This is a genomic window from Microbacterium luteum (genome assembly GCF_015277875.1).
GTDB classification, from domain to species: Bacteria; Actinomycetota; Actinomycetes; order Actinomycetales; family Microbacteriaceae; genus Microbacterium; species Microbacterium luteum.
This window is the reverse complement of sequence record NZ_CP063814.1, coordinates 3,392,843-3,416,417: the sequence shown is the minus strand read 5'-3', so window position 1 is coordinate 3,416,417 and position 23,575 is coordinate 3,392,843. Positions and strand designations below refer to the sequence as shown.

21 protein-coding genes and 4 pseudogenes are annotated in these 23,575 nt (G+C 66.5%); 11 read left to right on the top strand and 14 right to left on the bottom strand.

Annotated features, from left to right (window positions below; translation table 11 throughout):
• Positions 1-10: 10 nt before the first annotated feature.
• Positions 11-1,186: a thiolase family protein gene (locus tag IM777_RS16580; protein WP_005055005.1), complete on the top strand. Its 1,176-nt coding sequence runs from the start codon at positions 11-13 to the stop codon at positions 1,184-1,186.
• 213 nt (positions 1,187-1,399) lie between these two features.
• On the opposite strand, the gene IM777_RS16575 is transcribed toward IM777_RS16580, so the two are convergent.
• The gene (locus IM777_RS16575) at positions 1,400-2,635 is read right to left on the bottom strand and encodes an IS256 family transposase (protein WP_046746337.1); all 1,236 of its coding nucleotides are present in this window, start codon (positions 2,633-2,635) and stop codon (positions 1,400-1,402) included.
• A 279-nt stretch (positions 2,636-2,914) separates the two neighbouring features.
• Between IM777_RS16575 and IM777_RS16565 the strand changes: the two genes are divergently transcribed.
• Positions 2,915-4,311, top strand: a protein-coding gene (locus IM777_RS16565; protein WP_370428832.1) for an IS3 family transposase whose coding sequence is annotated in 2 segments (ribosomal slippage) — positions 2,915-3,251 and positions 3,251-4,311 — 1,398 coding nt in all. Because the reading frame shifts where the segments join, the coding sequence is not laid out codon by codon here.
• Here the strand turns inward: IM777_RS16565 and IM777_RS16560 are convergent.
• From IM777_RS16560 to IM777_RS16530, 7 genes and pseudogenes are all read right to left on the bottom strand, one after another.
• Positions 4,295-4,480: a hypothetical protein gene (locus IM777_RS16560; RefSeq protein WP_194384090.1), complete on the bottom strand. Its 186-nt coding sequence runs from the start codon at positions 4,478-4,480 to the stop codon at positions 4,295-4,297. The genes IM777_RS16565 and IM777_RS16560 overlap by 17 nt on opposite strands.
• 489 nt (positions 4,481-4,969) lie before the next feature.
• Positions 4,970-6,037, bottom strand: a complete 1,068-nt coding sequence (locus IM777_RS16555) for an IS110 family RNA-guided transposase (RefSeq protein WP_194384089.1) — start codon at positions 6,035-6,037, stop codon at positions 4,970-4,972.
• 471 nt (positions 6,038-6,508) lie between these two features.
• Positions 6,509-6,754 (bottom strand): annotated as a pseudogene (locus tag IM777_RS16550) (transposase); the annotation flags it as partial.
• A gap of 59 nt (positions 6,755-6,813) precedes the next feature.
• Positions 6,814-7,662 (bottom strand): hypothetical protein, encoded by an 849-nt coding sequence (locus IM777_RS16545; RefSeq protein ID WP_194384088.1) that lies wholly within the window; start codon positions 7,660-7,662, stop codon positions 6,814-6,816.
• A complete protein-coding gene (locus tag IM777_RS16540) occupies positions 7,641-8,306 on the bottom strand; it encodes a helix-turn-helix domain-containing protein (RefSeq protein WP_194384087.1) in 666 nt (221 codons plus the stop codon). The genes IM777_RS16545 and IM777_RS16540 overlap by 22 nt, the downstream gene beginning before the upstream one ends.
• Positions 8,307-8,487: 181 nt before the next feature.
• Complete coding sequence (locus IM777_RS17635) at positions 8,488-8,616, bottom strand: helix-turn-helix domain-containing protein (protein WP_194384086.1); 129 nt, start codon at positions 8,614-8,616, stop codon at positions 8,488-8,490.
• A 339-nt stretch (positions 8,617-8,955) separates the two neighbouring features.
• Complete coding sequence (locus tag IM777_RS16530; protein WP_194384085.1) at positions 8,956-10,623, bottom strand: hypothetical protein; 1,668 nt, start codon at positions 10,621-10,623, stop codon at positions 8,956-8,958.
• Positions 10,624-11,096: 473 nt separating this feature from the next.
• Here IM777_RS16530 and IM777_RS16525 point away from each other — a divergent pair.
• From IM777_RS16525 to IM777_RS16510, 4 genes and pseudogenes are all read left to right on the top strand, one after another.
• Positions 11,097-11,837: pseudogene (locus IM777_RS16525) on the top strand (aldehyde dehydrogenase family protein); the annotation flags it as partial.
• A 39-nt stretch (positions 11,838-11,876) separates the two neighbouring features.
• A complete protein-coding gene (locus tag IM777_RS16520; RefSeq protein WP_228480868.1) occupies positions 11,877-12,638 on the top strand; it encodes an SDR family NAD(P)-dependent oxidoreductase in 762 nt (253 codons plus the stop codon).
• A gap of 173 nt (positions 12,639-12,811) precedes the next feature.
• On the top strand, positions 12,812-13,282 hold the full coding sequence (locus IM777_RS16515; protein WP_194384083.1) for a helix-turn-helix domain-containing protein: 471 nt from the start codon (positions 12,812-12,814) through the stop codon (positions 13,280-13,282).
• A 132-nt stretch (positions 13,283-13,414) separates the two neighbouring features.
• Positions 13,415-13,997, top strand: a pseudogene (locus IM777_RS16510) (IS5 family transposase); the annotation flags it as partial.
• 91 nt (positions 13,998-14,088) lie between these two features.
• On the opposite strand, the gene IM777_RS16505 reads toward IM777_RS16510, so the two are convergent.
• From IM777_RS16505 to IM777_RS16495, 3 genes and pseudogenes are all read right to left on the bottom strand, one after another.
• A complete protein-coding gene (locus IM777_RS16505; protein ID WP_194384082.1) occupies positions 14,089-15,603 on the bottom strand; it encodes a carboxylesterase/lipase family protein in 1,515 nt (504 codons plus the stop codon).
• Between the two features lie 128 nt (positions 15,604-15,731).
• Positions 15,732-16,097: pseudogene (locus IM777_RS16500) on the bottom strand (IS110 family transposase); the annotation flags it as partial.
• Between the two features lie 368 nt (positions 16,098-16,465).
• Positions 16,466-17,431: an alpha/beta fold hydrolase gene (locus IM777_RS16495; protein WP_228481145.1), complete on the bottom strand. Its 966-nt coding sequence runs from the start codon at positions 17,429-17,431 to the stop codon at positions 16,466-16,468.
• A 296-nt stretch (positions 17,432-17,727) separates the two neighbouring features.
• On the opposite strand from IM777_RS16495, the gene IM777_RS16485 reads away from it, so the two are divergent.
• The 4 genes from IM777_RS16485 (at position 17,728) to IM777_RS16470 (ending at position 21,125) form a co-directional block, all read left to right on the top strand.
• Positions 17,728-19,124, top strand: a protein-coding gene (locus IM777_RS16485) for an IS3 family transposase (protein WP_370428832.1) whose coding sequence is annotated in 2 segments (ribosomal slippage) — positions 17,728-18,064 and positions 18,064-19,124 — 1,398 coding nt in all. Because the reading frame shifts where the segments join, the coding sequence is not laid out codon by codon here.
• Between the two features lie 91 nt (positions 19,125-19,215).
• The gene (locus IM777_RS16480; RefSeq protein WP_203225534.1) at positions 19,216-20,019 is read left to right on the top strand and encodes a polysaccharide deacetylase family protein; all 804 of its coding nucleotides are present in this window, start codon (positions 19,216-19,218) and stop codon (positions 20,017-20,019) included.
• Positions 20,016-20,681 (top strand): N-carbamoylsarcosine amidohydrolase, encoded by a 666-nt coding sequence (locus IM777_RS16475; protein WP_005050795.1) that lies wholly within the window; start codon positions 20,016-20,018, stop codon positions 20,679-20,681. Before IM777_RS16480 ends, IM777_RS16475 begins: the two co-directional genes overlap by 4 nt.
• Positions 20,682-20,732: 51 nt before the next feature.
• Entirely contained in the window at positions 20,733-21,125 is a 393-nt protein-coding gene (locus tag IM777_RS16470) for an SDR family oxidoreductase (protein ID WP_005050794.1), read from the top strand.
• Between the two features lie 85 nt (positions 21,126-21,210).
• Here the strand turns inward: IM777_RS16470 and IM777_RS16465 are convergent, their stop codons facing one another.
• Positions 21,211-21,654 carry an SDR family NAD(P)-dependent oxidoreductase gene (locus IM777_RS16465; RefSeq protein WP_082157159.1) on the bottom strand — a complete coding sequence of 148 codons (444 nt, stop codon included), beginning with the start codon at positions 21,652-21,654 and terminating at the stop codon, positions 21,211-21,213.
• Here IM777_RS16465 and IM777_RS16460 point away from each other — a divergent pair.
• Positions 21,582-21,800: an Lsr2 family DNA-binding protein gene (locus IM777_RS16460; protein ID WP_082157160.1), complete on the top strand. Its 219-nt coding sequence runs from the start codon at positions 21,582-21,584 to the stop codon at positions 21,798-21,800. The two genes, IM777_RS16465 and IM777_RS16460, sit on opposite strands and share 73 nt — an antisense overlap.
• Before the next feature lie 5 nt (positions 21,801-21,805).
• Here the strand turns inward: IM777_RS16460 and IM777_RS16455 are convergent, their stop codons facing one another.
• Positions 21,806-22,864: a nucleotidyl transferase AbiEii/AbiGii toxin family protein gene (locus IM777_RS16455; RefSeq protein ID WP_005050776.1), complete on the bottom strand. Its 1,059-nt coding sequence runs from the start codon at positions 22,862-22,864 to the stop codon at positions 21,806-21,808.
• Positions 22,857-23,516, bottom strand: a complete 660-nt coding sequence (locus IM777_RS16450; RefSeq protein ID WP_005050774.1) for a type IV toxin-antitoxin system AbiEi family antitoxin domain-containing protein — start codon at positions 23,514-23,516, stop codon at positions 22,857-22,859. Before IM777_RS16450 ends, IM777_RS16455 begins: the two co-directional genes overlap by 8 nt.
• Between the last annotated feature and the right edge of the window lie 59 nt (positions 23,517-23,575).

Sequence of the window (23,575 nt, the reverse complement as noted above, 5' to 3'; positions counted from 1 at the left end):
GGAGCCCGCCATGACCGCGAGCTTTGTCTACGATGCTGTCCGCACCCCCTTCGGGCGGGCGGGTGGCGCGCTCAGCGGCATCCGGCCCGACGATCTCGCCGCAGTCGTCATGAAGGCGACCGTCGCGCGCATGGGCCTCGACCCCGCGCGCATCGATGACGTGATCTTCGGCGATGCGAACCAAGCAGGAGAGGACAACCGCGACGTCGCCCGTTTCGGGGCGCTGCTGGCAGGCTTCCCCACCAGTGTCACCGGCGTGACCGTCAACCGACTCTGCTCGTCGTCGCTGGAAGCGGTGATCCAGGCCGCCCGCGCTGTCGAGACCGGCGACGCCGGTCTCGTGCTCGCCGGCGGAGTGGAGTCGATGAGCCGGGCGCCGTTCATCGTGGAGAAGTCGCCGAGGCCGTGGCCGGCGGTCGGTAACCAGACACTGTGGAACACCTCCATCGGGTGGCGGATGACCAACCCGAAGCTGCCGAAGCAGTGGACCATCTCCAATGGAGAATCGGCGGAGAAGATCGCCCGAGAGTGGGGAATCTCCCGAGATGCCCAGGACGAGTTCGCCGTGCGCTCTCACCGGCTGGCAGCTAAAGCGTGGGCTGACGGGGTCTACGATGGCGAGATCGTGCACGTGCCAGGGGCCGACCTGGCACGCGACGAGGGCATCCGGGACGACACTTCCGTGGACAAGCTCGCCGGGCTTACTCCGCTGTTCGCGCGCGACGGCGAAGGCACCGTCACCGCCGGCAACTCCTCGCCGATCAACGACGGCGCTTCCGCCGTTCTGATCGCCGCGGAGGGTGCGCTGCCCGGCGAGCCACTCGCGCGGATTGCGGGACGCGGGGCGCATGGCGTCGATCCGCATCTGTTCCCGATCGCGCCGATCGAGGCGGCGAACAAGGCGCTCGCACGCGCCGGCCGGTCCTGGGCCGATGTCGACGTGGTCGAGCTCAACGAGGCGTTCGCTTCACAGTCGCTCGCATGCGTCGCCGGGTGGCCTGAACTTGATCCTGAGCGGGTCAACATCCACGGCGGAGCGCTGGCCATCGGCCATCCGCTGGGCGCTTCGGGGGGCCGCATTCTCGGGCATGCCGCGCATGAGCTTGCGCGACGCGGAGGCGGCGTCGCCGTCGTGGCGATCTGCATCGGCGTGGGTCAAGGCCTCGCCGTCGTGCTGGAACGGTGACAGTGAGACCGCGAGCATCCGTTCGTGGTGGGGTCATTGGCAGTCCCAGAGTCAACCGAAGCTTCAGCATTCCCCTCCGACGTTCTTCCTCGACGGTGAGATGCTCGAGCTCGGCCAGCTGCAGTGACCTCCAGCGCTCTCGCCGCCGTGACAGGGCCGCGTCCGTTTGAGTGGTGGTCTTTCGCTTCGTTGCGATGATCAGCTGTCGTTAGTTTAGGCGGCGGTGATCTCGGGGAGTATCACCGCCTCGTCGATGGTGGGGGTGGTCGCGGTGAGCTCGGTCATGGAGGCTTCGGAGAAGTAGCGGCGGTCGGCGGCTTCCCATTCGTCGTGTTGCTCGACGAGGACGGAGCCGGCCAGGCGGAGCAGGGCGGCGTTGTTCGGGAACACGCCAACGACGTCGGTGCGGCGCTTGATCTCCCGATTGAGGCGTTCCAGCGGGTTCGTGGACCAGATCTGTCGCCAATGCCGGGCGGGGAACGCTTTGAACGCGAGGATGTCGTCACGGGCGTCGGTGAGCATCACGGCGGTCTTGGGGTGGACGCGCTCGATCATGCGCACGACTTCGTCGAACTGGGCATCGATGTGCTCGGCGTCGGGTTGGGCGAAGATCGTGCGGATCACGCTGGCGACCATCTCCTGCCGGCCCTTCGGGAGGGCGGTCAGGACGTTGCGCATGAAGTGGACGCGGCAGCGCTGCCAGGCGGCGCCCTGCAACACGGTCGCTGCGGCCTTCTTCAGTCCGGCGTGGGCGTCGGAGATCACCAGCTTCACCCCGCCCAGACCTCGTGTCTTCAACGAGCGCAGGAACTGCTTCCAGAACTCCTCGGTCTCGCTGTCTCCGACATCGAAGCCCAGCACGACCCGCCGCCCGTCAGCGGCGACGCCGATCGCGACGACGACCGCCTGGGACACGACACGGTGGTCGATGCGGACCTTGCAGTAGGTCGCGTCGAGGAACACGTAGGGGTAGGCGATGTCAGACAGCGAGCGGTCGCGGAACGATGCGACCTCGGCGTCGAGCCCTTGGCAGATGCGGGACACCTCGGACTTCGAGATGCCAGTGTCAGCGCCGAGCGCTTTGACGAGGTCATCGACCTTCCGGGTTGAGACGCCGTGGAGGTAGGCCTCCATCACGACCGCGAACAAGGCTTGGTCGACCCGGCGGCGCCGCTCCAGCAGCGACGGGAAGAACGACCCCTGCCGCAACTTCGGGATCCGCAACTCCAGATCCCCAGCCGTGGTCGACAGCACCCGCGGCCGGGAACCGTTGCGGGTAGTCGTGCGCTCGCTCGTGCGCTCGTAGGGGGCGGCGCCGATGAATGCGGCTGTCTCCGCGTCGATCAGCTCCTGGTAGAGCCGCTCGGTCGCGGCTCGGATGCGGTCGGTGGTGCCGGTGAGCTTCAGTTCCCCGAGCAGCTCGAGGAGGGCAGACTGGTCAAGAGCCATCGTGCGGTGTCGTCTTTCTGTGTGAGTTCTTGGTCGTTCTCACTGACCATCGCACGATGGCTCACCCCGTCGCGGTCACGACGCCGCGGGCCCGAAAGACCACCACCCCGCGGGACTCCAGGCCCGGTAGCCGGGGAACGACTGGGCCCGGCCGGTGAAACCATGCGCCCACTCGGTGAGATCGTCCAGCCGCCCCCTGTGCGTCAGGATGGGGTGAGACACCAGCACTGCTGACCTTCGCACTGCACGGGGCGAGAACGGACCAATACTGAGATGACGATGACGGTTGCTGACGTCGGCACCGATGATGGGGCTATGGCTCCTCGTGCTGACCGGCCCAAGAGGCGGACGTTCACCGCCGAGTTCAAAGCGGCGATCCTGGCCGAGTACGACGCCGCGGACCGCTCTGGGCGTGGGGAGATCCTGCGCCGGGAGGGCCTGTACACCTCCCACATCATCGAGTGGCGCAAGGCCGCGGCCGCCGGCTCGCTGTCCGGGCTGGGCAGCAAGCCGCGGGACCGGCGCGAGCGGGAGCTGCAGGCGCTACGGGCCCGGGCGGAGAAGGCCGAGGCCGAGCTGGCCAAGACCAGGGCGGCGCTGGACCTGATGGGAAAAGCACACGCGCTCTTGGAGACGCTCTCCGAGAGCGCGGACAAGCCGCCGCGGTCGCCGCGGTGATCAACCCGGCCGTCGACGGGCTGGCCGAGCACGTCGGCACCGCGGCTGCGTGCGCGCTGCTGGGTCGCTCCCGCGCCAGTCACTACCGGGCCAAGAACCCGCCACCGCCACGTCCACGGACACCGCGGCCGGCACCGGCGAACAAGCTGTCCGCCGCCGAGCGGGCCCACGTGCTGGCCGTGTTGACCAGCCAGCGGTTCGCGGACAAGTCGGTCGCCCAGGTCTGGGCCACGCTGCTGGACGAGGGCACCTACCTGTGCTCGATGTCCACGATGCACCGGATCCTGCGCGAGCACGACATGGCCGGGGAACGGCGCCGGCAGGCGAGCCACCCGCCCCGGACCCGGCCCGAGCTCGTCGCGACGGCGCCGGGGCAGGTGTGGAGTTGGGACATCACAAAGCTCAAGGGGCCGGAGCGGGGCGTGTACTACGACCTGTACGTCGTGCTCGACATCTTCTCCAGGTTCGTCGTGGGCTGGACCATCGCGGCCCGCGAGGACGCCGAGATCGCCAAGAACCTGCTCGAGCACGCCATGGGCATCCATGGCGTGCCGGAGGCGATCCACGCCGACCGCGGGACCTCGATGACCTCCAAACCGGTCGCTCAGCTGCTCGTCGACCTCGGGGTGGCCAGGTCGCACTCCCGCCCGCACGTGTCGAACGACAACCCTTACAGCGAGGCGGCGTTCAAGACGCTGAAGTACGCCCCGGTCTTCCCCGAGCGCTTCGGGTCCCTGGCCGACGCCGGCGCGTTCGCCGAGCAGTTCTTCGCCTACTACAACCACGAGCACCGCCACTGCGGGATCGGGCTGCACACCCCCGCCAGCGTCCACTTCGGCACCGCCGGGCAGGTCCGCGCCCAGCGCCAGGCCACCCTGGACGCGGCCTACGCCGCCCGTCCCGAGCGCTTCGGCCACCGCCGACCCCAGGCGCCCAAGCTGCCCGAGGCCGCCTGGATCAACCAGCCCTCACAGGAGGCCCTCATACAGACCGCCTGACGGAATCTGTCTCACCCGCCTTGACACTTTCCGCCGACACGTCGGTCTTGCGACCCGGGATGTTCTTGGCCTGCTTCGCGTTGACCAGTTCCACGTTCAGAGTCTCATCCAGGAGGAAGAAGAAGGGCTTCCAGTAATCGCCCGTGGCTTCCATCGCGACCACGGTCACGGCGGCCTCTTCCAAGTTGTGACGTAGCCGCAAGATTTCATTCGTCGTCGCCCCGTACGTCGTGACTGTCTTGCTGAACGTACCGGCGCGGGCTCCTGGTATCCGAACACAGACCTTCGCGTCCCGTTGGAGATGTCGATTCCCGCAGCACGATCATGCACGATATCCATCTGCAGCTCCTCCGTCCTTCTTCGCTTCGCCCCACCGTCCGGTGGGGCGGGTGCCGCGGGAAGGGCGGGGAAAATGATTCAGGAATCTCCTAGTCGGGCTCATCAAGCCCAGGAAATGACAGGCTCGAGGCACCAATCCACGGTTCCCGTGGAAGCCCTCCACGCCACGCTCCTATACAGGCTCGAAGCACTAAGCATCAGCGGCGTCGACCGCGGCACCATCATCATCCGGCGCCGCCGAACCCAGCCACAAGCCCGTTTTCGACAACCACAACGACGCAGCGCGGCCCCGACGCTCCTATGAAGCTTCTATGTCTCGTCAACCCCCAGTTTGAGCGGCTGAGGCGGCGTTGAGGTGTCGATAGATGCTGCGGGCGAGGTAGCGCTTGAGGATGCGCCGGATTTCGCGGTCGGTCTTGCCTTCGGCGCGCCGCCGGTCGACGTAGGCGCGGGTGCCGGGGTCGTGGACCATTCGGACCATCGCAATGACGTTCAGCGCTCGGTTCAGCTGCCGGTCTCCGCCGCGGTTGAGTCGGTGTCGTGTGGTGTTGCCCGAGGATGCCGGGATGGGATTCACCCCCGCGAGAGCGGCGAACGCGGCTTCGTTGGTGACTCGGCCGGGGTGAGACCACGCGACGAGAGTTCTCGCTGCTGTGACAGGCCCGATGCCGGTCTTGTGGAGCAGTTCGGTGGCCGGGCTGGCTTGGACGAGCTCGCTGATGCGCGCCATGTTCTGATCGAGCTCGGCGTCGAGCTCGAGGATCCGTTTGGCCAGACGGATCGCCTCTGTCCGGGCGGTCGCGGCGGCGATGTGCTCGTCCCGCGTCCGCCAGCGCGCGACCTCAGCGATCCGGCGAGCACCGAGGGGGCGACGAACGTCGAGGCCGAGGTCAGTGATGCGGAGCAGGGCAGTGAGTGCGTTGACTGCTCGCGTGCGCTCACCGGCGAGCTCGTCGCGAGCGGTCAGGAGTATCTGCGTCGCGGCGCGCACGCCCTCGTCTTGGCGTGGGTTTCGGAGTTGATCGGTCGGCAGGGCGAGTACTGCGGCGGCGATCCGCTGCGCATCGATCGGGTCCGACTTGCCGACCCCTCGCCGACCACCGCTCATCCGGGCGGCCTCGACGACGCGGTAGCCGGTGTCGGTGACGTTGCGTGCCAGCTGTGCGCCGTAGCTGCCTGCCCCTTCGATCACCCAGAGCGGGTCGGCGACACCGCTGGCGCGACGCGCGGCCCAGGAGATCGCGCGGGAACGGCCCGCCGCGGTGTTCGGGAACGTTTCGGTCCCGAGGTGCTCACCTGCAGCCGTGAGGACGGCGTAGGTGTGGGTTCGGGCGTGGGTGTCCACGCCGATGATGAACGGATGAGTGTGCGCGACAATGGTGCTCACAGCGGTCCGGTCCTTTCCTTGAGATGGGCGATGACTCCGGTCGCTGACGACCGGCGCCGGCCCGGAAAGGGATCACTTCGGGGCATACCTGTGATGAGCCACGACCGCGAGGTCGGACATGCTTCTGATCAAGCCACCGAGGTGGGCCGGGAAGGCGCCGGTCACTCGCCGCGACCGGACAGTTCATAGGCAAGGCACCCCGAAGGGGCCAGGTTTGTCATGAGTCACGACCACGGCGAAGCGACCAACGCCAACCCTGCCAGCCAGTCCCGGACCAGCCGCCTCTAGATTCACAAGTTGTCAAGCGGCGATTTGGGCGTGTTGCTGTGTGGTGAGCCAGGCTCGGTGGTGGTTGAGGAATCGGGTGTCTCGGGTCGTGCCGCGTTCGATGAGCGAGGTCTTGCTGGTCGCGCAGTGGAGGCCGTCGGCGACGTCGGTGAGTGCTAGTCCGAGCCGCTTGCGTGCGGGTCGGATGTCGCTGCTGTTGGCCGCGGGTCGCGGGTTGGTGATGAGGTGGAATACCTGGCGGGCGATGGCTCGTTTGAGGCAGCGGAGGATGTCCTTCTTGGTCTTACCGGCGGCAGTGAGGCGGGCCGCGTAGGCGCGGGTATCGGGGTCGGTGGCGAGCCGGGCGATCGCGATCTTGTGTAGTGCGGAGTTCGCGGCCCGGTCCCCGCCCCGGTTGAGGCGGTGACGCGTCGTCTTGCCCGAGGAGGCCACCAGCTCGACGTCGTCGAGCGTGAAGGTTGCGGCGGCCTCCAGGGCGTGGGTGCTCGTCACATGCGCGGCGGGCGCGTGACCGGTTTCGACCCGCTCGCACTGTCTGCCTCGGTCTGCTCCCCGGGGTCGCCCTGGGCGGCGGCGTCCTGGGCGGCGGCCCCGGCGGCTTCGGCGCCGCCGCCGCCGTGGACAGCATCGAGAACTGCCGCCAGCGCGCGCTGACCGACCGCCCGGTCGATCTGGTCAAGGACCGCCCATGCCTCATGACCGGGGTCTGAGAGCTCAGTGACCGCGCGACGCAGATGCCTTCGGTCACCTGCGGTGAGCCTTCCCAGGTCAAGCACCCGGCGTCCGCCGGAGGAGGCGAGCAGGACGCCAAGGTCTTCCAGGTGACGCCCGGGGTCACGCTGGTCGACTTGGAACGCTGCAGCTTTCGCGATGAGCGCCGCCAGCTCGTCAGGCACGCTGATGCGCACGTGACGGGTCTGCCCTTGCAGGGCATACCAGTCGACGCGTGCGAGTGCCTGGCGGGCGCCGGGCACCTGAAGCACCTCACGCTGCGCCCACCGTGCGCGCACCTGCGTACCGACCATCACATCGACGATGTCGTCCTCTCGAACGAACCGGTGCAGGGGCCCACCGCCGACAGGTTCGAGAGGGCGGAAGCCGAGCTGCTGCAACGGCCCGGCGACTGCGCTGATCTGATGTACGCCCATGTTCATGAGGAGGTCAATGTCACCCGTCGGGCGCGGTGGGTTCACACCGGCACGGATCGCATGCGCGTGGACCATCAGCCCGCCGACGAGAACCCACGCTTTCGAGTCGGTGGCATCCGCGACTTCGAATACGAGGTTCCACGGGTGGATGTTGTCCGGGACGACGATCAGGTGTTCCGCGTCAGCCATTCCGCTCTCATCTGGTCAAGAGCTCGAACACCGGCGCTGTGCACGCGGGTCGGCGCGGCGCGCGCGCAGTCGACGGCGACCAGCGCCCTCTGCGCAATCCCTGTCGAAACCCACGTACTGCTGCCGGAGCTGGGTGTGTAGATAGCGACGTTCCCATTGAGGTCGTCGACGAGACCGGCGTCGTCGATGAGGTCCTCCAACGTGCAGCCGGTCAGGTAACCATGAAGCGTCGACGACTCGCCGACGAGACGCTCACCGAGGACATCAATCGCGCTCTCCCCCGTCAGGGACACCTGGTTTCGGACCAGACCAATGTTGCGGGTCGAGAATCCGCGGATCTCTATCGTTTGAGCGATCTTCCGCCACAGCTCGCCTGTCTCGGTCGTCATGATCCTGCGTTGCGTCTTCGCGTCCGCGCCGGTGCCGTAGGAGAGTGCGGCGATGACATACTTGACGGTCCGCTCGGACCACGGCCGGCCGTGTGGGAACCCGAGTCGGGCTCGCTCCTGAACGGATCCGAGGTCAACGATCCAATGGCCGGCCAGCTGCCGGCCGGTGAGCTCGCCGGAGCGGAGCATGTCGCGGACACGTTGGTCACTGACCTCCAGCCGCTTCGCGGCTTCACGGACAGCAATATCGACCATGTCAAAAACCTTTCGCGCTCGAAACGTTTATATCACCGACGTGCACGGTGCGTCCTGAGCGCGACGCGCGTCACGCACGAGGAGGCATCCCGCGGGTACGCGCGGGTCTGAGCGGCGGGCGCATAGTTCGCGCGCGCACCCAGCCTCGACGATCGCTACCCCGCGGCGCGCACGTCCCAGGTCAGCTCCAGCCCGAGCGCAGCAGCGACCTGAGTGATTGTGAGCAGCGCCGGGTAGGACTGCCCCGTTCGATCCGGCTGATCTTCCCCTGCGGGACACCACTGGCGGCTTCCAGCTCACGCTGCGTCATCCCTTGCGCACCGGCGCCTCCCTCAAAAGCGCCCCCAGGGAGGCCCTGTCGCTTGCTGGAAGGTGCGCAGGCAGCGGCGGCGGCGGCGGCGGCCACTGCAAGGACATCCAGCCCGGACCTTACCCGCACCGCTGGGAGGACGACAACGATGCTGCGCTCCGCAACGCCCCACCGACCTCTACACCGCGGGCCTGGAGCTCGACGCCACTGCGATGTCGGTCACCAACATTCTCGATCCTGCGGGCGCGAAGCGCGATGAGGTAGACAGTTCGCTGCTCAAGCTGCACGTCTGAGCGGATCTCGCCCTTAGTCAGTAACGCCCCGAGGTGTCGGCGTCAGTCAAGCGCAGCCTTCCGGGGCATAGATTGTAGGTACGTCACCCACGGTGATGTTTATGACGACGCCGTCTCTCACCCCGATGGACATGCCCCGGCCCGCGCCGTTCTCCACTTCGTAGAGCAGGAGGCCCATGTCCAGTCTGTGAGCGCGGGGCAAGACGGCGGGGTAGGCGCCCTCGACGTCAGCCTGTGAGGATCCCAGCTTGATCCCCTCGAGAGTTGCCGCTGGCACAGTCGCGGCGATGCCCGTCCGATAGTAGGAACCCAGGGAGATTGAGTTCAAGTCGCTGCTTCCCGGGCTGGGAAGGTTCATGTCGTGCGTCAGCACGCTCATCCCGTCGTAGATGGTGCCCTCGCCGAACCAACCGCCAGCTGCGCAGCCGCTCTCCCAGCGGCCGGTGTCCCCGGTGAATCCCGGGAGAGAGGACACGTCGTCCCACGTCGTGCTTCCCACCTTGAGCGGGCCGATTCCGTCCGCAGTGATTACCCACGGGATGACGTTGCGGATCACATCAACGCGTACAGTCCCCTGCCCTGTTATCTCGTTGAAGAGTCCTATGAAAGAGCCCGCGAATAGGGCGGGAATCGCGCCGATAAGTCCTAGGGCCAGCCGGATGGGGTAGGACGCCGCGGCAGCCGCTGTGCCCACGCACGCGAGCGTGATGCGAAGGAACTCCGCAGCCGTTGACGCATTGAACGTGTCCGCTGCCGCGACGCTTACGACGCCGGACAGGCAGTCGAGCTGACCCACCTTCTCCATGAACGCCGCGCCGCCGCCCAGCGGGTTGATGATAATCCCGATGAGGTTCAGCAGCACAGCCCCGATGACCATGCCCGCGTCCTGACGGGCTTCGAAATACTGGGGCGGGTCTGAGCTGCTGAACGAGAACTGGGCGGATGCTCCGCCGCCCATCGCAACTCCGCCGGACGGAGTCGGGATCCACCTGTTGACCAACTCGGTCAGAATGCCCTGGCCGTCCGGGCTTGCGACCGTCGTCCCGGTGACCTGTGGCGTGGATACCACGCGGTAGGGCATCACGCTGGCTGCATAGAGGTTGACGGTGATGGTGTCCCCGTCCAATGAGATGCACGGGTGGACCCAGCCGCGGTCGTCGATGCGGTATTCGAATGTCGAGGCGATGGTGACGGTCTCTCCCACGCAGTCTGGGGCTGGCATCTCGATTCCAAGCGACTGCATCACGAAGTCGCGAGCCTGGCTGAGGGCCTTGCCGAAATCCATCTGAATGGGCTGGAACAACGACAGGTGGTCCGTGGTGGCGGCGAGGACATCGCCGTCACGGGCCGTCTCGAGGAGCCCTACTGTGCCATCCTCCGACTCCGTCAGGATGAGCAGCGTCTGATCCGACGACCACTCCTCACCGGAGATAGCAGGCTCGTGAATCTCGAACCGCAGGTCGACGGGTTTTGCCGGCTGCAATCCATCGCCGAGGGTGAGCGAAATGGACTTGCCAAGCTCTGTCACTGTCGCTGCCAGGCCTCCGCCTGTCGCCTGGCCCACAAGCTCGAGGGTGACCTGGGTGCCCTCAGGTGCCACACCGCCAGTCCCGGTCGCGGTCACACCGTCCAGCGCCAGCTCGAAGCCGTCAGCGCCGACCGTGGTCGTCGCCCGATCTGGTGGCTGCGGCGTACAGGCGACGAGGGCAGACACGACCAGTGCTGCAATCGCAGTCGCCGTCAATGATCTGCGCATTGCGCCCCCCAACAAGACAGCTGCGGCCCCGCGCCCCCGAGCCTGTTCACGCTCATCGAACCACAGCAGATGCACTAGTAACAAGACGCGACAGGATGGCGTCCCACGTGCAGATCGCGGCTATGTGGCGCGATCTGCTCACGAGCGAGGACCGACCCGCCTGAATGACGATCGGTCGCGCACTCCGCAGCCCAGCCCTCCGCGCGAAACTACGTACCACGAAGCCCAGCATTGTTGCCGCTGAGGGACCGCCCTTCCTTCAATTCGTCTTGCGCTACGCTGGTGCCGACCCGAAGCCTGGGTATGCGGAAGGAGCTCGCCTCAAATCCGCCGCTCGGCGCATCGACGCGCGGGGCGGCGGCGTTCTACACGCGCCCGGCGCATACTGAGTTCGTGACGACGCCAACTGCCACCCGGTCGCCACCGGCCGGGCGATCATGGCGCGCGCGGCGGAGCGGATCATTCCGCTTACACTCGAGCTCGGTGGCAAGTCTCCGAACATCGTTTTCGCAGACGCTGACCTCGAAGCGGCAGCGGCCAGCGCCTATGCGGGGTTTACCTTCAAGTCAGGGCAGGTCTGCTCCGCCGGGACGCGCCTGCTCGTGCACGCCGACGTCCACGATCGTCTCATCGATCTGCTCACCGAGCGCGCCCGCGTTGCACGCGTCGGCCCTGGCATCCAGGATCTCGACATGGGGTCCATTGCCAACCGTGCCCAGTTCGATCGTGTCTCCGAGTATCTCGCCCTCGGACAGGCCGAGGGCGCGACCATCGCGGCGGGCGGCAGAACCCTCGACATGGGGGACGGCGGCCGAGGCCTGTTCGTGGCCCCCACGATCTTCACGGACGTGTCGAACAGCATGCGCATAGCCCGCGAGGAGATCTTCGGACCCGTTCTCTCGGTCATCCGCTTCTCCAGCGACGAGGAGGCGGTGGACATCGCGAACGACACTCCCTACGGCTTGGCCGCCGGGATCTGGACGCGGGACGTGTCCCGCGCCCACGCCGTTGCACGTCGCATCGACGCCGGTCAGGTCTACGTCAACGAGTACTTCGCCGGCGGCGTGGAGACGCCCTTCGGCGGGTTCAAATCCAGCGGCGTCGGCCGTGAGAAGGGCTTCGAGGCCCTCAAGCACTACACGCAGACCAAGACAATCACTGTTCGGCTCTGAACGCCGACGCATCCACCCCTTCCCAACAGGAGACCTCCCGTGAGATTGACTTCCAAAACCGCCCTCATCACCGGTGCCGGCAACGGCATGGGGCTTGCTGGCGCGCAACTGTTCGCAGCTGAGGGCGCCAACGTGCTCCTCACCGACGTCAATGAACCCGCGTTGGTCGCAGCAGTCGAATCGATCCGCAACGACGGCGGCTCGGCTGACTACATCGTGGCCGACGCCTCCAGCGAGGCCGACAACGACGCGGCGGTCGCCGCAGCCATTGACCGGTTCGGCGGACTGGACATCGTTTGGGCCAACGCCGGCATCCCGCAGACGTTCACGTCGATCACCGACACCACCGTGGAGCAGTTCGACCGGCTGATGGCGATTAATGCTCGCGGTCCGTGGCTCGCCGCCCGCTCGGCCAAGGCGGCGCTCGTGGAGCGCGGCGGGGGCTCCATCGTGATCACCGCCTCGCTGTCCGGCCTGAAGGCGCGCGCCGACCTCGCCGGCTATCAGTCGTCCAAGGGGGCTGCGGTGATGCTGACGCGCTCCCTGTCCCGAGAACTCGCGCCTTTCAACATTCGCGTGAACTCCGTGTGCCCGCTCGCCGCCAACACGCAGATGTGGGGGCAGTTCCTCGGAGAGGGGGCCGACATCGAGGCCGCCACCGCCGCAGCGACCGCCAATGTGCCACTTGGCCGTCTCACCGAGGCATCCGATGTCGCCTACGCCGCCCTGTTCCTCGCGGGCCCAGAGTCAGCATTCATCACGGGCGTGAACCTGCCGGTCGACGGCGGATCCCTGGCGTAGTCCGCGTCCGGACCCACCTAACCCAGGGAGCGTGTCTTCTCTTCGCCAGGCCGGTTGTGGATCACTTCACGATCAGCCAATGAGGGCGTCGCTAGTAGCGTGTCGCGTCTAATGTAACGGGTATTGCTGGTTGGCTTGTCTCGATTGATACTTGATCGGGAGGAGAGACTGTCATGCCGAGGCCGAAGGAACATGTCGTCACATTGACGGTTGCTGATCGGGTGAAGCTGACCCGGGTGATTTCGCGGGGCTCGAATCCTGCGCGGACGATCATGAGGGCCAGGATTCTGCTGGAGTTGGACGAGTCCGCTGGGCCGGTGTCGGATCGACGGGTGGTAGCCGAGCGAGTCGGGGCGTCGGAGGGCACAGTGTATCTGGTCGCGAAGCGGTTCACCGAGTCTCACGGGAACGTGGATGACGTGATCGGCCGCCGCAAGCGGGCCACGCCGCCGGTGCCGGCGAAGGTCACCGGAGACGTCGAGGCGCGAGTGATCGCGCTGGCGTGCACGAAACCACCGGCAGGGTTCGACCGGTGGTCGCTACGGTTGCTGGAGAAACATGTGCTGCTCACCGACGGGCTCCCGCCGCTGGATCACTCCACGATCGGTCGGACCCTGAAAAAGGGGGGCTTCGTCCTCATCTGAAGAAGTGCTGGACGATCCCGCCGCACGCGAACGGCGAGTTCGTCGCTCGGATGGAAGACGTGCTGGAGGTCTACCACCGTCCCTACGACCCGCAGGTGCCAGTCGTATGTATGGACGAGAAGCCCTACCAGCTCCCACCAGCACGGCACCAACCTGCCGCGCACCACAGGGGGCCGGTTCGAATTACATGAATCTGTTTGCTGAGCCGGACGATCATGCGGTTGGACGGTCCCGGGGCGGATTGAGCACCAAGATTCACGCCTTGGTTGATGGCAAAGGCAGGCCCTTGGTTCTGCTAGTCGCTCCGGGCCAGGGCGGGGACGCGCCGATGTTCGCCCACCTCATGAACCAGCTGAAGATCAACCGGGCGGGTCAGGGCAGACCCAGAACCCGCCCGGACCGCGTCCGCGGTGACAAGGCCTACTCCTCGAGAGCGATCCGAACCCACCTCCGCGACCGCGGTATTACCGCAGTCATCCCGCAACCGTCCGACCAGATTGGCCACCGAAAGCGACGAGGTTCCACCGGTGGCAGGCCGCCTGCCTTCGACAAAGAGGACTACAAGGGCCGAAATGTCGTCGAACGAAACTTCAACATCTTCAAGCAATGGCGGGCCCTGGCGACCCGCTATGACAAGCTCGCCCTGACTTACCGCGGCGGAGCAGTTCTCCGGGCAATCATCATCTGGCTGACAGCTTTAGGAGACACGCCCTAGCGAACGAGGAAGAATTCCTGCGCAGCGTTCGATCGTGTGAATCACGGGGCCGGGTAAGGATGAAAGCGGTGGCGGCGTCCTGGTTGGGCGTTCACCGGCCCAGCTCTTGATGTTGCAATAGCTCGAGGGCGCCGCAACTATCCGTCAGGGACAGTTCAAGCCGTTCCGATTCGGGGTAGCGCACCACAGGGTTCTCGCCGCCCCATATCTGTACCGACTGGTCTGGGCCCCACTGCGGCCATCCCGGGTTTCCGGTTGCGGCGAAGCGGGTCCATGCGCTGCGCATCCGGATGCCGGATTCGATCACTGAGTCAGTTGGCTCCGGGATCAGCGCTCCCATTCCGGTGTCCAGGGTGTTGAAGGTCAAGGGCAAGTCAATGGCGTGCGGGGAGCCCATGCCCCCTACCGGGTCGATGCACAGCTCGTAGACGAACACGTGTCCCCCGGCGTCGGCGGCGGCCATGGCAGCCTGCAGTGTAGGGGCGAGGAACAGGTAGTCGGTATTGACCTTTTCGTAGAGCTCCCCGGGTTCTGCTTGCGGCATAATGGCGCGGTAGCCGTCGGCGTCTCCGTTGGGTGCGAAGATGTGCAGGGCGGTGTCCGCTTCTTCCGTGGTGATGCTAAACCGCTTTTGTTGGGCGGTGAAAAGACGGTATTCGTCGCGGGTATGGCCGGTGATTATGGGTATTTCGCGGGCGGCGCCATTTCGAAGCGCCGTCCATGGGTCCTCCGGCATCGTGTCTCCGTCCACGATCGGCCCAAAGATCGGCCCAGACGACGAGGAAGTGTAGGCGAGGGTACCCCATTCGTCGGCGCGGTTTCCCATGGTGCTGATGACCAGCCGCGTTGCGTCGGCCAGCGTCTGAGGAGTCAACGTCGCAAGGGTGCGTGCATCTGCTGTTCCTTCGATGCCGGCTGCGGCGGCGACGGCCTGGGTGACCGAGTGCGCGAGTGGTGGGGAGAAGAACATCCGAGGAATACTCTGGGCGATGGCCCGATGGAACAGATTGCGGGCGCGTGGCATGGTTAGCAGGGCCAGGACACATCCGGCGCCTGCGGATTCTCCGAAGATTGTGACCTTTTGCGGGTCACCTCCGAAGCCGGCAATGTTGTCCCGCACCCATTCCAGTGCCGCGATCTGGTCGAGGATCCCGCGGTTGGAAACGGCGCCGTCGATCTGTCCGAAGCCGTCCACACCCATCCGGTAGTTCACGGTGACAACCAGGACGCCCTCGCGGACCAGTGCGGTCCCGTTGTACGCCCGTTCTGAACCTGCCCCGGCGAGGTAGGCTCCGCCGTGGAACCACACCATGACCGGCAATGCCTCTGGAGCTGCACTCGGGGCCCAGATGTTGAGGGTCAGACAGTCAGGTGCCGGATCGGTTGACGGCGGGATCTCCAAGCCAGGGAATTGCAGGCCCTGGGGCGCCGGGGGCCCGTACGAGGAGGCATCGCGAACAGAGCTCCATGGAGTAGGGGCCTGGGGCGGTGCGAATCGGTGCCGGCCCCAGGGCGGCGCGGCGTAGGGGATCCCGAGCCAACTGCGCACCCCGTCATCTTCACGGCCTTGGACTGGACCTGTTTGAGTTAGCACCGGGTTGAGCATGGAACCGACCTTTCATAATTTGCAGAGAATATTTCTGTATTCAAGAAAATGACTGAAAATGTGACGTTCGTCAACCCCTCTGACATGAAAATTAGGTGAGTGCGGTGGGGTGCGTGGGGTGAGCGGTGTTATCCGGTCTGTTGCAGGGGTTCGAGAATGACTTGATAGCCGAGGGATTCTAGTTGTCTGACGGCCCGGGCCATGGTTTTAACGGGTGTCTGCCGGGTGAAGTAGTCGGCGCCGGGGTCGTTGTAGAGTTCGCCGGTGGTGAGCATGTGCCACGCTGCGGTGAGGATGGAGTGTTCGACGGCGACGAGGGCTTTGGCGGGTCCGCGCCGGGAGGCAATGCGCCGGTATCTGGCACCGAGGTAGGTGTTCTTCGATTTCGCGCAGGACAGAGCAGCGATGCCCAGGGCACCTTTGAGGTACCGGTTGCCGGGCCGTGTTTTGGTGGATTTGACCCGTCCGGCGGATTCGTTGGATCCCGCGCTTGTGCTTCATCCGGCGCCTGCGCCGGGCCGGCCCGGCGCGCTGAGCGCAACCGGCACACCAGCCCGGGCAACAATTCCCTCAACCGGGTTCGTCCGGGGAGGACGGAGCCACGGGCGCCGCGATCTCTTTCACGGGCACATCACGCCCAGCCGAAAACCGCCGCTGTCTTCGGCCCCTCTCCCAGAGCCCACCGTGGTCGCCGGAAACCGGACACGAACAGGGGGGCCACTTCAAGAGATACAGGCCAGTTTGTCCGCGATCGCGGTGTTCGACTCGCACGCCGAAGCCAGCAGCACGATCTGGGCGCGCTGCGCCAATCCGGCACGGACTCGAAGACCCCGTCAAGCGGGATAGTTCCCCAGGATCACCATCAACGACGCGTCGCATAGCTGGCGCTGCGACGGCCTGCGTAGTCCGCCAGGATTCGAACGAAGTCCTCGGTTCGCTCCGCGAAGACGCAGTGGCCCGCGGTTCCCAGGATGTGCAGGCTCGTGGTCTCCGAGACGAGGGCGAGCTTCTGGTAGAAGGCGATGCCCAGGTCAACCGGCGCCGAGCGATCGTCGCGGCCCCAGACGACTTCGACGGGAATATTGACCTCGCCGGCGAAGAGGCGAGCGCGGATGTCGTCCTTCGCCGCCTGAAGACTCGGCTCCCAGTATTTCTTCTCAACCATCGGGTAGGTCTTGAGGGCGTTCTGGTGGTTCTCCTTGACGTACTTGGCGGCGGCCGCATTGATTTGTTCCTGCGGCACCGGGGTCACGTACAGCGCACGGAAGAAGGCTCCGCAGATCTCCTCCGGAGACGCGTCCGCCGGAAGCGAACGCGTGATCGCGTCGTAGAACTCAACGTCGCGGGACTTAGGGTCGGTGCCAGCGAGCGTCGCGCTCGACACGATGAAGAGACCTTTGGTCGACTCCGGCATGTCAAGAGCGAGCTTGCTCGCCAGCAGGCCACCGCGCGAGTGCCCGACCAGAATCATGTCCTCGAGTCCCAGAGCGTCGATGAAGCCCCTGGCGTGCTTGACCACCGCATCGAACGTCCACTCGGCATGCGTCGGCGCGAGGTCAGTCTCTCCCTGCCCCAGCTTGTCGAAGGTCACGACGCGGAAGCCCTTGTCGACCAGAGGAGCGATGACGGGAGCCCAACCATCCCCGTCGCCCGGCATGCTCATACCCGAGTGGCCACCGTGGATCAGGAGGATGACCGGACCCTCGCCCTGATCGATATAGCGCGTCCTGATTCCGCCGACGGATATGTAGTTCACGGACAGGTCTGTGTTCAACTCAAGCCTCCTGATCAAAGCAACTGGCTCGCCTATGGGGCGAGTATCTGCCATTTCTGTCACACAGAGAAGCCTTCTGTCAAGAGGGATCCGTGATTCAACGCCGGTGACAAGTTGAACGCCCGCGATCGCCGTCGACATCCCGGTCGTCGGTTGACGCTCGTTGTGCGCCAGCTGCTGATGGGGCCCGCCGAGCCCATCCCGATTGGTACGCCTTGGTTGACGTGAATACACGCCGATACAACAGCAACCACAACCGGCTGGCCCCTGTGCGTCAGGATGGGGTGAGACACCAGCACTGCTGACCTTCGCACTGCACGGGGCGAGAACGGACCAATACTGAGATGACGATGACGGTTGCTGACGTCGGCACCGATGATGGGGCTATGGCTCCTCGTGCTGACCGGCCCAAGAGGCGGACGTTCACCGCCGAGTTCAAAGCGGCGATCCTGGCCGAGTACGACGCCGCGGACCGCTCTGGGCGTGGGGAGATCCTGCGCCGGGAGGGCCTGTACACCTCCCACATCATCGAGTGGCGCAAGGCCGCGGCCGCCGGCTCGCTGTCCGGGCTGGGCAGCAAGCCGCGGGACCGGCGCGAGCGGGAGCTGCAGGCGCTACGGGCCCGGGCGGAGAAGGCCGAGGCCGAGCTGGCCAAGACCAGGGCGGCGCTGGACCTGATGGGAAAAGCACACGCGCTCTTGGAGACGCTCTCCGAGAGCGCGGACAAGCCGCCGCGGTCGCCGCGGTGATCAACCCGGCCGTCGACGGGCTGGCCGAGCACGTCGGCACCGCGGCTGCGTGCGCGCTGCTGGGTCGCTCCCGCGCCAGTCACTACCGGGCCAAGAACCCGCCACCGCCACGTCCACGGACACCGCGGCCGGCACCGGCGAACAAGCTGTCCGCCGCCGAGCGGGCCCACGTGCTGGCCGTGTTGACCAGCCAGCGGTTCGCGGACAAGTCGGTCGCCCAGGTCTGGGCCACGCTGCTGGACGAGGGCACCTACCTGTGCTCGATGTCCACGATGCACCGGATCCTGCGCGAGCACGACATGGCCGGGGAACGGCGCCGGCAGGCGAGCCACCCGCCCCGGACCCGGCCCGAGCTCGTCGCGACGGCGCCGGGGCAGGTGTGGAGTTGGGACATCACAAAGCTCAAGGGGCCGGAGCGGGGCGTGTACTACGACCTGTACGTCGTGCTCGACATCTTCTCCAGGTTCGTCGTGGGCTGGACCATCGCGGCCCGCGAGGACGCCGAGATCGCCAAGAACCTGCTCGAGCACGCCATGGGCATCCATGGCGTGCCGGAGGCGATCCACGCCGACCGCGGGACCTCGATGACCTCCAAACCGGTCGCTCAGCTGCTCGTCGACCTCGGGGTGGCCAGGTCGCACTCCCGCCCGCACGTGTCGAACGACAACCCTTACAGCGAGGCGGCGTTCAAGACGCTGAAGTACGCCCCGGTCTTCCCCGAGCGCTTCGGGTCCCTGGCCGACGCCGGCGCGTTCGCCGAGCAGTTCTTCGCCTACTACAACCACGAGCACCGCCACTGCGGGATCGGGCTGCACACCCCCGCCAGCGTCCACTTCGGCACCGCCGGGCAGGTCCGCGCCCAGCGCCAGGCCACCCTGGACGCGGCCTACGCCGCCCGTCCCGAGCGCTTCGGCCACCGCCGACCCCAGGCGCCCAAGCTGCCCGAGGCCGCCTGGATCAACCAGCCCTCACAGGAGGCCCTCATACAGACCGCCTGACGGAATCTGTCTCACCCGCCTTGACACTTTCCGCTTCGATTACAGCCCGATCACGGAGCGACCGACGATTTCGTGGCCGAATGGGGCCCGAGTGGCGTTCTATGTCGGGCTGAACATCGAGCACTATCAGATCGACAAGCCCTCCACGAGCATCTTCGGCGGTACCGCGATGCTGCAGCCGGATCCACTCAATTACGGCTGGCGCGATTACGGTCCGCGGGTAGGCCTGTGGCGGATGATCGAGAGCCTCGACCGACATGGAGTGCCCGCAAGTGTGCTTCTCAACTCCGACGTTTGTCGGCACTACCCCCAGATTCTCGAGGCAGGCCGGCAACGCGGCTGGGCGTGGCTCGCGCATGGCCGCGACAATTCCACCTTCCAAGCTGGAATGGGTGCTGACACGGAGCGCGCCTACCTTCAAGACGTGACGGATACAATCGCCTCCGCCACCGGAGTACGGCCGCGGGGCTGGCTTGGCCCGGCGCTCACAGAGACGTTCGAGACGCCGCGGATCCTTCGGGAGCTGGGGTATGACTACGTCCTGGACTGGACGAACGACGATCAGCCGTATCCGCTGAACGTCGACGGGATGTTCAGCGTTCCCTACACGATAGAACTCAACGATGTGACGATGTTCGTGAGTAAGAGCTATACCGGCCCGCAGTTCCTGGAAGCGGTGATCGACCAGTTCGATCAGCTCTATTCAGACTCCGAGCACTCGGGTCGCGTCATGTCGCTGCCGTTGCACCCGTTCATCGTCGGCCAGCCGTTCCGCCACCGCTACCTTGATCGGGCCCTCGAGCACATCACGTCTCACGATGGTGTCTGGGTGACGACGAGCGATGCCATCGCGGCGCACTATCAGTCGACGGGGAACAGGAGAGCCGATTCGTGACGAATACGGAGCTGATCGATGAGTACGCACGGCTGCGCGACGAGTTCAAGGCCAAGGGATTGGGCGGCCGGATCGGCTACGGCGAGAAGCCGGCGCTGCTGATCGTCGACTTGATCACCGGATTCACGGACAGCCGTTCGCCCCTGTCAGGCGAACTGGAGTCACAGCTGGCCGCCACCAATGCCTTACTCGTCCCCGCCCGTGAACTCGAGATCCCCATCTTCTTCTCGACGGTCGCGTACGACACCGAATTGCAGGAGGCGGGGCTCTGGATCAAGAAGATCCCGTCCAACCACCTGTTGGTGGAGGGCAGCGAATGGGTGGAGGTCGACAGCAGGCTGGGCCAGCTGCCCCACGAGATGACCCTGGTGAAGAAGTACGCATCCTGCTTCTTCGGAACTGATCTCGCCGCACGCTTGATCTCACGGGGTGTCGACACCATCATCATCGTCGGCTGCACCACCAGTGGGTGCGTGCGCGCCTCGGCGGTTGACGCCTGCTCCTACGGCTTCCACACCATCGTCGTCGAAGAGGCAGTCGGCGACCGGGCAGCCCTTCCGCACCTGGCCAGCCTCTTTGACATCGACGCGAAGTACGGCGATGTCGTCAGCCTCGACGACGCACGTGCTTACCTGCGGGGGCTTGCGCAACAGAACGATTGACTGCAGTAACGCCGTGGGGCCAACTTCCTCTGTGCGGAATATTGAACCGGCGTGCAGGCCGAGATCCCGCAGATGCTGGCGCAGGGCGGCGGATCCATCATCAACACCGCCTCGTCCCTCGGGCAGGTCGCCATCGCCCACCAGTCCGCCTACGTCACGTCGAAGCACGGCGTCATCGGCCTCACCCGAGCCGCCGCGGTGGAGTACTCCGACAAAGGCATCCGCGTGAACGCAGTGCTGCCCGGGGTGATCCAGACGCCAATGATAGACGCGCTGGAGGAGACCTACCCCGGCTTCAAGGACGCGCTGCTGACGAAGCACCCGATCGGCCGACTCGGCACGCCGCACGACATCGCCGAGATGGTCGCGTGGCTCGGTTCCGACGCGGCCGCCTTCGCGACCGGCGCGCAGTTCGCCGTCGACGGCGGGTACCTCGCGATTTAGACGAGGTGGCCACGACGGACGGGAGGCACGGTGTCAGCTGACACCGTGCCTCACGTCCGTCACCGGTCGCGCCGCGACCCGCGTGTCAGCCGTTCTTCGCGGCCAGTCGGTCCGTCTCGCTGTCGTTCCGCCACCCGGCGGTCGCGCCGCCGTCGACGCTGTAGTTCTGTCCGGTCACCCAAGAGGACTCGTCGGAGGCCAGGTAGAGCGGCATGTACGCGATGTCCTCGCCCGTGCCGGGGCGTTGAATGAGCGCGTTGCCGACCTGCCAGGCCTTGCCCTCCGCATCCACCGCCTTGTCCGTCGCCGGGGTGCTGACGAAGCCAGGCGAGATCGAGTTCGCGCGGACGCCGTAGCGGGCGCCCTCCGCAGCGAGCGACTTCGTCATCGCGATGACGCCGCCCTTCGCGGTGGTGTGCGCGACCTGGCGAGCGGCTCGATCCCGCGACCTTCGCGATCGACGGAAAGCAACTCGAGATCGATCTCGAGTTCGAGGCCTGGGCCAAGAGCGCGCGCCGCATCGGCGCAGCCACCCGGCGTCCGGCGAGGACGTCGCGGGGCGGACGGGCCGATCTCAACACGGTGCGTGAATGGGCCAGTCAGAACGGACACCAGGTCAGCGATCGCGGCAGGGTTCCCGCGTCCATCCTCGAGGCGTACGACGCGGCGCACTGACGCGGTCACTCCTGGGCTGAGCCGCGCGCTGCGCGCCAGTGCTCCGTGACGGGATAACCGGAGCGCACGTGCGCGCGCACGTGGACCTCCCCCGAAGGGGATCCGCTGCCGCCCGGCTCCGGCGGCGGAGGGTTCTGTGTCCAGCCTGAGCCAGGGACCCAGACCGTCCCCGGTTGCACGGGCGCGTCGGCGAGCGCGGGATCGATCAGCTGACGCGCGAGAGCCACGGCCTCACCCAGATCGGTGATCCCGCCGGCTGAGGGCGTGCCGGCCGCGAGCACCCGGTAGGGACCGTCCCAACCGTCCGGGACCGTGAACGTAGTGAACGAGTCGAGCTTTGACAGTGCACGCTTCGCGTCGATGGCCATCTGCAGCTCGCGCAGGTCGACGCGCTGCGTGCGTGCAATGGTGACGATGTCCACCAGGTCTTTCGCGCGGCTGCTGGGGCGGCCGTTGTAGGTGCTCATCGTCGCAGTGACCTTCTCCGCGACCTGATCGGAGATCGGGAACAGCCGGTAGGGGTGCGACGGGACCGGCCGCCCCAGCTGCAGCCGCGTCGACGGCTCGATCGTCTCGACGCGGCCGACCGGGGGAGGGCCGACGACCACGTCGATGGGGATGTCGGAGATCCTCCGGCCGGTGTTCGCGTCCAGACATGTGAACACCAGGCGCCGGGTCGCGACACCCGGCTGGTTCTCTCCTCGCCCGGTCGCACGGGCACGGGTGAGCTGGAACCGCACATGGTCGCCGAGATCACGCGCGGCTGCCTGCTCGAGCGCCTGCTGCGCGGCATCCAGATCGGCGGCGCCGGTCGAGGCCAGATCCAGGTCTTTCGTCGACCGTGACTTCGGCACCCGGGCGAGCATCGCCGTGCCGCCCTTGAGCAGCCACTCGGACTCTTCCCCCTCCGCAAAGACCCGGCTGAGGAAACGATCGTGCTGTGCCTGCACGATCTGCGCATTCACATCCAGCGCGCTCGCGCCGTCACCGGCTGCCTTCGTCGCGGCCGCCTTGATCGCCTGCGCAAGCCCCGTCCAGTCTTTGTAGCCGTCGGGCTCAGGCATCGGCCGGCACCACCGCGTCGACGCCCGCAAGAGCGAGCAGATCAGCCGCGAGCGCGGCACCCGAGGGGTACTTGTTGGGCTTGGCCAGCGGCTCCAGATACTCGGTCAGGCGGGCGGGGGAGAGCAGCTTTCCCGCGTCCGCGGCGTCGGCGAGCGCATCGGCGACGAGGGAGCGGTCGACCCACTGCTCGATCAGGTCGGCGATCGTGCGCTCGACGCTCATGGTCGGCATCCCGTCGACGGAGACCACCTCGGTGGGCGCGAGCTCGCGGGTGCGGAGCCGCACCCCGTCCAGGCGGGTACCGCGGCGGGTGGGAACGACGAACTCGAGTGGCCCGGGGAACCAGTCGCCGATGCCATGCAGCTGCGCGGCCGTCTGGCCTGCGGCGACGACGGGCGGGACGCCGGTGTCTGTGCGGGGACGGTCGGCGCCGCCGAGGGCGAGCCAGGTCGCGAGGATCGCCTCCTGCTCGTGCTCTGGCGCGCCGGCGAGGCGGTAGACGCCGCGCGCGACGCGGATGAGCGCGCCGCTGTTGGCGAGGCGCGTCAGGGTCGGGCGCGCCACGCCAGCCTCGAGCGCCTGGGCGGTGGTCACCAGGCCCCAACGCTGTGACGCGAGCTCGCCCAGACGAGCGAAAGTTGATCCTGCCATGCGCACAGTGTAGCGAGAAACCGCAACAAACGTTGTAGCTCGTTCAGATTGTCGACTTC

Excerpts from the sequence above, each read along its gene's own strand:
- IM777_RS16580 (WP_005055005.1), top strand. The coding sequence starts at position 11 with ATGACCGCGAGCTTTGTCTACGATGCTGTCCGCACCCCCTTCGGGCGG.
- IM777_RS16575 (WP_046746337.1), bottom strand. The coding sequence starts at position 2,635 with ATGGCTCTTGACCAGTCTGCCCTCCTCGAGCTGCTCGGGGAACTGAAG.
- IM777_RS16545 (WP_194384088.1), bottom strand. The coding sequence starts at position 7,662 with ATGGCTGACGCGGAACACCTGATCGTCGTCCCGGACAACATCCACCCG.
- IM777_RS16540 (WP_194384087.1), bottom strand. The coding sequence starts at position 8,306 with ATGGTCGATATTGCTGTCCGTGAAGCCGCGAAGCGGCTGGAGGTCAGT.
- IM777_RS17635 (WP_194384086.1), bottom strand. The coding sequence starts at position 8,616 with ATGACGCAGCGTGAGCTGGAAGCCGCCAGTGGTGTCCCGCAGGGGAAG.
- IM777_RS16515 (WP_194384083.1), top strand. The coding sequence starts at position 12,812 with ATGCCGAGGCCGAAGGAACATGTCGTCACATTGACGGTTGCTGATCGG.
- IM777_RS16505 (WP_194384082.1), bottom strand. The coding sequence starts at position 15,603 with ATGCTCAACCCGGTGCTAACTCAAACAGGTCCAGTCCAAGGCCGTGAA.
- IM777_RS16495 (WP_228481145.1), bottom strand. The coding sequence starts at position 17,431 with ATGGCAGATACTCGCCCCATAGGCGAGCCAGTTGCTTTGATCAGGAGG.
- IM777_RS16455 (WP_005050776.1), bottom strand. The coding sequence starts at position 22,864 with ATGCCTGAGCCCGACGGCTACAAAGACTGGACGGGGCTTGCGCAGGCG.
- IM777_RS16450 (WP_005050774.1), bottom strand. The coding sequence starts at position 23,516 with ATGGCAGGATCAACTTTCGCTCGTCTGGGCGAGCTCGCGTCACAGCGT.